Raw genomic sequence first — 6,501 nt, forward strand, 5'->3', positions numbered from 1 at the left:
GGGCGCCCCCGGGACCCCGGCGGCGCGCGGGCGCTGGGTCGGGCGCGCCGACGGCAGCGGCTTCGACCCGGCTGCCGTACCCATCGGCATGGGGCTCGGCAACCTGCGCTGGCGCGCGGATGCGCTGCCCGGCGGCATGCTCGACATCGCGTCGGGCGCGGACGGCACGCGCGTGACCGTCCACTTCAATCCGATGGAGACGGCATGACCACCATCCTGATCGCGGATGACCACGCAGTCGTGCGCGAAGGCATCCGCGGGCTGTTGCGGCTCGATGCGTCGTTCGAGATCGTCGCGGAGACCGACGACGGCGCATCGACGGTCGAGCACGTGCGCGCGCATCGTCCCGACGTGCTGCTGCTCGACCTGATGATGCCCGGCATGGGGCACGCGGGCGTGCCCGCCGTCATTCGCGCGATCCGGGCAGCCAGCGCCGAGACGCACATCATGGTGCTGACTTCGTCGGACGACGATGCGCTCGCCCTCGCCGCGATCGACGCCGGCGCCGATTCGTTCCTGCTGAAATCGATGCGCGGCGAGCGTCTGCTGCAGGCGATCCATGCGGCCGTCCACGGCGAACCGACGCTGCACCCCGGCATCGCGCAGCGCATGATCGGCGCGGTGCGCAAGCCGCCGCGCAGCCCGTTCGCCGCGCTGACCGCGCGCGAACTGGAGGTGCTGCGCTGCCTGGCCGAGGGCGGCAGCAATGCACGCATCGCCGCGACGCTCGGCATCACGGAGAAGACCGTCAAGACGCATCTCGGCAACGTGATGTCGAAGCTGCATCTGTCCGACCGCACGCAGGCCGTCGCGCTCGCGTGGCGGGAAGGACTGATGGCGCCGAAGCCCTGACGTTCGCTGGCGGCAACGCGTCCAGCTCCCCAACCCGCATTCCCGCATCGCGCAACCCGCCTGGGCGATACGCCCCGTCTGCGACTTTGGTCGCATCCTTTCCGGCCCGAACACACGACCTTCGCCCGATGTGCCGATGCGGCAGCGTCCCTAAAGTGGCGCTGTCGCGCGATCACGCGCATTCGTTTCGGCGGAAACATGAGACCTGTCTGGCTGCTGTTCCTTCCTGCCGCGCTGTCGGCGTGCGCGCCGCTCGAGCCTTCCGCCGCCAGCCGCGACGTGCGCATCGTCATGCGCGACCCCGGCGGCACCTGCCGTCACCTCGGTGACGTGACGGGCAGCCAAGGCAACTTCCTGATCGGCGGCTTCATTCCGGACTCGACGCTCGAGACCGGCGCGCGCAACGACCTGAAGAACCGCGCGGCCGCACTCGGCGGCAACGTCGTGGTGCTGCTCACGCAGCGCGGCGTGCAGAGCGGGAGTTTCGACGGCAGCGAAGGCGGCTATCTGCGGCAGACCGGCGTCACGCTGACCGGCAGCGTCTATCGCTGCCCGGGCGCCGGAGCGTGACGATGCGCCTCTTTGCGACCCTGATCTGGAGCCTCGGCGTGTCCGGCTGGCTGCCCGGCTGCGGCCGAGACGGCAACGAAGCGGTCATGCCCGGCGGCTTGCCGGCGCCGCCGCCCGGGATGCAGAGCGCCGCGTCCTGGCCGGACGATGCGCCGGAAGCGATCGCTGCCGGCACCGTGACGCCCGCCGCGCCACTCACGGCGCAGCAGACGCGGTAACCCACCGGTGCGGGATCAGCGCGAGGCCGGCGCGGCGACTGCCGTCCGCGACGCGCGTTCGCGCCTTGCCGGATGCGTCTCCGGCATTCGCCAGTACACGAGCAGCGAGATCGCCGCGCACGCGGCGACGTACCAGAAGAACATCGTCTCGTTGCCGCTCGCCTTCAGCCGCAGCGCGACGAATTCGGTCGTGCCGCCGAGGATCGCCGTCGTCAGCGCATAAGGCAGCCCGACCGCCAGCGCGCGGATCTGCGGCGGGAACAACTCGGCCTTGACCAGCATGTGCACCGACGTGAAGCCGCTCAGCACGACCAGCCCCGCGAATACCAGCGCGAACGCCGCAAGCGGCTCGTGCACGTGCCCGAGCGTCGTGAAGATCGGCACGGACAGCAGCGTGCCGCCGATCCCGAACCACAGCAGCACCGGCCGGCGGCCGACGCGGTCCGACACGAGGCCGAACAGCGGCTGCAGCGGCATGTACAGCAGCAGCGCCGCGGTGCAGATCCAGGTCGCTGTTTCCTTGTGGAGCCCGACCGAGTTGACGAGGTACTTCTGCATGTAGACCGTGTACGTGTAGAACGCGACGGTGCCGCCGACCGTGATGCCGATCGCGAGCAGCAGTTCGCGCCAGTGGGCCGCGAGGTCTGCCGTCATGCGCGTTTTCGCCGCGCGCGCCCGGCTGGCGATGAACGCGTCGCTCTCCACCACATTGCGGCGCATGTAAAGCGCGAACAGCGCGAGCACGCCGCCGACGAAGAACGGAATCCGCCAGCCCCAGCGTTCGAGGTCGTGCGTGCCGGCGAAGATCCGCTGCATCACGAGCATCAGGCCGAGCGCGACGAGCTGGCCGGCGACCACGCTCACCTGCAGGAAGCCGACGTAGAAACCGCGCCGGTCCGGCGGCGCGATCTCGCTCAGGTAGGTCGCGCTGGTGCCGTATTCGCCGCCCATGCTGAGCCCCTGCAGCAGTCGCGCGGTGACCAGCAACGCCGGCGCGAGCACGCCGATCGTCGCGTAGCCGGGCGTGACGGCGATCAGCATCGATCCCGCGCACATCGCGAGCACCGACTTCGTCAGCGCGGCCTTGCGTCCGCGCCGGTCCGCGTACAGGCCGACGAGCCAGCTCCCCGCCGGCCGCGCGATGTACCCGACGGCCGCGATCGCGGCGGTGTTCATCAGCTGCACGGTTGGCCGGTCGGCCGGAAAGAACGCCGGTGCGAAGTAGATCGAGAAGATGCTGTACGCGAGAAAGTCGTACCACTCGATCAGGTTGCCGGCCAGGCCGCCGACGATCGAACCGATGCGCGGCGGCGCGCCGGCCGCTCCGGTAGAAGAGGTTGCCATGGGTTGTCTCCTGTCCTGGCGAAGGTGTGCCGGGCGGTCGTCCTTGCCGCCCGTGCGCGGGCGCGATTACGCGCGGTCGGCCCCGTAGCGGGCGTCGAGCGCGTCGAAGCGGGCCTTGTCGACGAGCCGCTGCCGTTCGGCGAACGGCGCGACGAGTGCGGGGTCTTCATCGAGCCGGCCGGTATCGCGCAGCACCGTCAGCGCGGCCTGCATCCCGTGCACCGCGCCCTGCAGCGCCGCGTTCGCATACAGCACCACGCCGTAGCCGAGACGGGCCAGGTCGTCGCGCGAACGCGTCGGCGTCTTGCCTCCGATCACGATGTTGATGAGCTGCGGCGTATCGAACAGCGCCGGCAAACGCTCGACATCCTCCGGCGTGTCCATCGCCTCGATGAACAGCACGTCGGCGCCCGCTTCCGCATAACGATGCGCGCGCTCGATCGCGTCGTCGATGCCGTGGACGGCGGCCGCATCGGTGCGCGCGACGATCAGCAGGTTCGGGTCCACGCGGGCGTCGACGGCCGCCTTCAGCTTGCCGACCATCTCGCCGGCCGGAATCACTTCCTTGCCCGCGAAATGGCCGCACTTCTTCGGCAGCACCTGATCCTCGAGCTGGATCGCGTCGGCGCCGCTGCGCTCGAGCGTACGCACGGCGTGCAGCACGTTCAGCGCATTGCCGAAGCCCGTATCGGCATCGACCATCAGCGGCAGGTCGACCGCGTCGCGCACGCGTGCGGTGTGCTCGGCGAGTTCGCCGAGCCCGACGAAGCCGAGATCGGGCAGCCCGAGCGACATGTTGGTGACGCCGGCGCCGCTCAGGTACAGCGCGCCGAAGCCGAGATCGGCCGCGACCCTGGCGCTGAGCGCATTGAACGTGCCGGCGACGAGCAGCCCCTGGCGGGCGGCGATGCTGCGCCGGAACCCGGCGCGACGAAGTGCGGTGTGATCGGACATGCAGGGCCTCATTGGTCGAAACGAAACAGGGTGCGCGGCGTGTCGCGCAGCACGCGCAGGCGCGCGCCGGGGTCGGGCAGCCAGCGCGCGAGCGCCGCCACCGTCGCATCGAAATCGACGCGCTCGCGATGCTGCGTGTGCGGCCAGTCGCTGCCCCACACCAGCCGCTCGGCTGTGAACGCGGTGCGCAGCGCCCGCGCGGCGCCGAACGCGTCGATCGCGCCGTCGCCGGCCACGGCGTTGCGATACGCGGCCGACAGCTTGACCCAGACGCGGCCGGTATCCGCGAGCAACAGCAGGCGACGGAAGCTGGGCGCGCGCTCGCCGAGCGCGGGCGACGGGCGGCCGAAATGGTCGATCACCAGCGTGCACGACTGCGCGAGCAGCGGCGCGGTGATCGCATGCAGATCCTCGATGCAGCGATGGATCTCGACATGCCAGCCGAGCGCGTTGATGCGGGCGAACAGCGCGCGCCAGTCGGGCGCACCGAAATCCGGAATCGGCAGCCCGACGAGGTTCAGCCGCATCCCGACCACCCCTGCCCGATCGAGCGCGTCGAGATCGCGGTCCGAAATCGACGGATCGACCATCGCGACACCGCGGAAGCGGAGCGGGTAACGGCGCAGCACGTCGACGAAGTACGTGTTGTCGGTGCCGAGGAAGCTGGGCTGCACCAGCACCGCGTGCGTGATGCCATGCGCGGCGAGATGCGCGACGTATGCGTCGAGCGATGCGTCGTAGTCGGGCGCATGCCGGACCACGGGCGCGAGCGGCAGGCCGCGCGCGAACACGTGCGCATGCGCATCGATGGCGGCCACGGCCGGGTCCCCTGCGTACCACGCGTCCACTGACGGCGCGGCCGGAACCTGTTCGACGAGGTGATTCACGAGACGATCCATGACGAGTCTGCAAGAGGCGCCCGGCCGATGCGCTGCCGGGCGATTCGATGGCGTGAAGCGGCCGAACGCTACAGCGACGCCTCGGCGCGCGGCTGGCTTTCGGTATCCGCGTTGCCGCCGGGCGCCGCGCCGGACAGCCGGCGGTGGCCCGTTTCCGGCAGGAACCACACCGCGATCACGACCAGCCCGTACGCGATGCCCGCGTCGATGCCGAGTGCCGTGCCGAGCGGCAGCGACTCGCCCATCCGCCCGACCAGCACCGGGAAACCGGCCGACACGATGCGGCCGAAGTTGTAGCAAAAGCCGACGCCGCGGCCGCGCACGTTGCGCGGGTAAAGCTCGTTGAACAGCGTGCCGAGCGTCGCCGGGATGCCGGCCGAGAACAGGCCGAGCGGGAAACCGAGCAGCAGCATCGCGACGTCGTTCAGCGGCAGGAACACGTACAGGTTCACCATCACCGCGCAGCACGCGGCGAACAGCATCACGTTGCGGCGGCGGCCAATCTTGTCCTGCAGGTACGCGCTAAGGAAGCAGCCGCAGATGAACGCGACGATCACGACCGCGAGATACGCGCCGGTGCCCAGCACCGACAGGTGCCGCTCGGTCTTCAGGTAGGTCGGCAGCCAGATCGTGATCGCGTGATAGCCGCCGTGCGCCCCGACGCCGATCAGCCCGCCGACCACCGTCGCACGCACCACCGAGCGGTCGAAGATGCCGATCGTCGGCCCTTCGTCGGCGCTCGCCGTTGCCTGCGCCGACGCGTCGACCGGCGTCGCGCGCGGCGGCTCCGGAATCGCGCGGCGGATATACAGCACCAGCAGCGCGGGCAGCGCGCCGATCGCGAACAGCACGCGCCACGCCCATTCGGCGGGCAGCCACGCGAATATCAGCATGTACAGCAGCACGGCCGCGCCCCAGCCGAAACCCCAGGCACTTTGCACGATGCCCATCGCCTTGCCGCGATGGCGCGCGCCGACCGTTTCGGCGAGCAACACCGCACCGGCGGTCCACTCGCCGCCGAACCCGAGCCCCTGCAGCGCCTTCAGCACCAGCAACTGCTCGAAGTTCTGCGCGAACGCGCTCAGGAACGTGAACAGCGAGAACCAGCACACGGTGATCTGCAGCGCCCGCACGCGGCCGTAGCGGTCGGCGATCACGCCGGCCAGCAACCCGCCGAGCGCGCCCGCCACGAGCGTCGCGCCGCCGATCAGGCCGGCCTGCCCCTTGCCGATGCCCCAGGTCGTGAGCAGCGCGGGGATCACGAGACTGAACATCTGCGTGTCGAGCCCGTCGAGTGCCCAGCCGGCAAAGCAGCCGCGCAAGGTGCGCCGTTCGGTCGTCGATAGCTCGCGGGTCCAGTTCAATGCAGGTCTCCTCGTGGGGTCGTTCCGTCGCCGGGCGCCGGATGTCGTGGCTCGATGAGCATCCTATGAAGCGTGGGGATAATTCGCTACTATGTTTTGAATAATTATTCATAACGTGAGCTTATGGAAATCAGGCACGTTCGCTACTTCCTCGCGATCGTCGATACGGGCAGCTTCACGCGTGCGGCCAGCGAACTTGGCATTGCGCAGCCGGCGCTCAGCCAGGCGCTGAACCGGATGGAGAAGGAGCTGGGGGTCAGGCTGTTCGACCGCTCGCGGCGCGGAGCCACGCTGACGGCG

The 6,501-nt window shown here is 69.9% G+C and carries 8 protein-coding genes and 1 pseudogene; 5 read left to right on the plus strand and 4 right to left on the minus strand.

The annotated features are described in order from the left end of the window. From G3N93_RS31390 to G3N93_RS31405, 4 genes and pseudogenes are all read left to right on the plus strand, one after another. Positions 1-208, plus strand: a pseudogene (locus G3N93_RS31390) (histidine kinase); the annotation flags it as partial. Beyond that, positions 205-852: a response regulator transcription factor gene (locus tag G3N93_RS31395; protein WP_174985121.1), complete on the plus strand. Its 648-nt coding sequence runs from the start codon at positions 205-207 to the stop codon at positions 850-852. The pseudogene G3N93_RS31390 and the gene G3N93_RS31395, both read left to right, overlap by 4 nt. A 198-nt stretch (positions 853-1,050) precedes the next feature. After that, a complete protein-coding gene (locus G3N93_RS31400; protein ID WP_174937844.1) occupies positions 1,051-1,422 on the plus strand; it encodes a DUF4156 domain-containing protein in 372 nt (123 codons plus the stop codon). A 2-nt stretch (positions 1,423-1,424) separates the two neighbouring features. Beyond that, positions 1,425-1,640, plus strand: a complete 216-nt coding sequence (locus G3N93_RS31405) for a hypothetical protein (RefSeq protein WP_206134704.1) — start codon at positions 1,425-1,427, stop codon at positions 1,638-1,640. Between the two features lie 15 nt (positions 1,641-1,655). Here G3N93_RS31405 and G3N93_RS31410 read toward each other — a convergent pair whose 3' ends face one another. From G3N93_RS31410 to G3N93_RS31425, 4 genes are all read right to left on the minus strand, one after another. Beyond that, positions 1,656-2,984: an MFS transporter gene (locus G3N93_RS31410; protein WP_206134701.1), complete on the minus strand. Its 1,329-nt coding sequence runs from the start codon at positions 2,982-2,984 to the stop codon at positions 1,656-1,658. Between the two features lie 66 nt (positions 2,985-3,050). Next, on the minus strand, positions 3,051-3,938 hold the full coding sequence (locus G3N93_RS31415) for an oxaloacetate decarboxylase (RefSeq protein ID WP_206124977.1): 888 nt from the start codon (positions 3,936-3,938) through the stop codon (positions 3,051-3,053). Positions 3,939-3,946: 8 nt separating this feature from the next. Next, positions 3,947-4,837, minus strand: a complete 891-nt coding sequence (locus G3N93_RS31420) for an amidohydrolase (protein WP_206134702.1) — start codon at positions 4,835-4,837, stop codon at positions 3,947-3,949. 68 nt (positions 4,838-4,905) lie between these two features. After that, positions 4,906-6,201, minus strand: a complete 1,296-nt coding sequence (locus tag G3N93_RS31425; protein WP_174935283.1) for an MFS transporter — start codon at positions 6,199-6,201, stop codon at positions 4,906-4,908. Between the two features lie 123 nt (positions 6,202-6,324). Between G3N93_RS31425 and G3N93_RS31430 the strand changes: the two genes are divergently transcribed. Next, positions 6,325-6,501: LysR family transcriptional regulator (locus G3N93_RS31430; protein ID WP_206134703.1), on the plus strand; the 177-nt coding region annotated here is incomplete at its 3' end.

This window comes from Burkholderia sp. Se-20378, from assembly GCF_017104665.1.
GTDB lineage: Bacteria > Pseudomonadota > Gammaproteobacteria > Burkholderiales > Burkholderiaceae > Burkholderia > Burkholderia lata.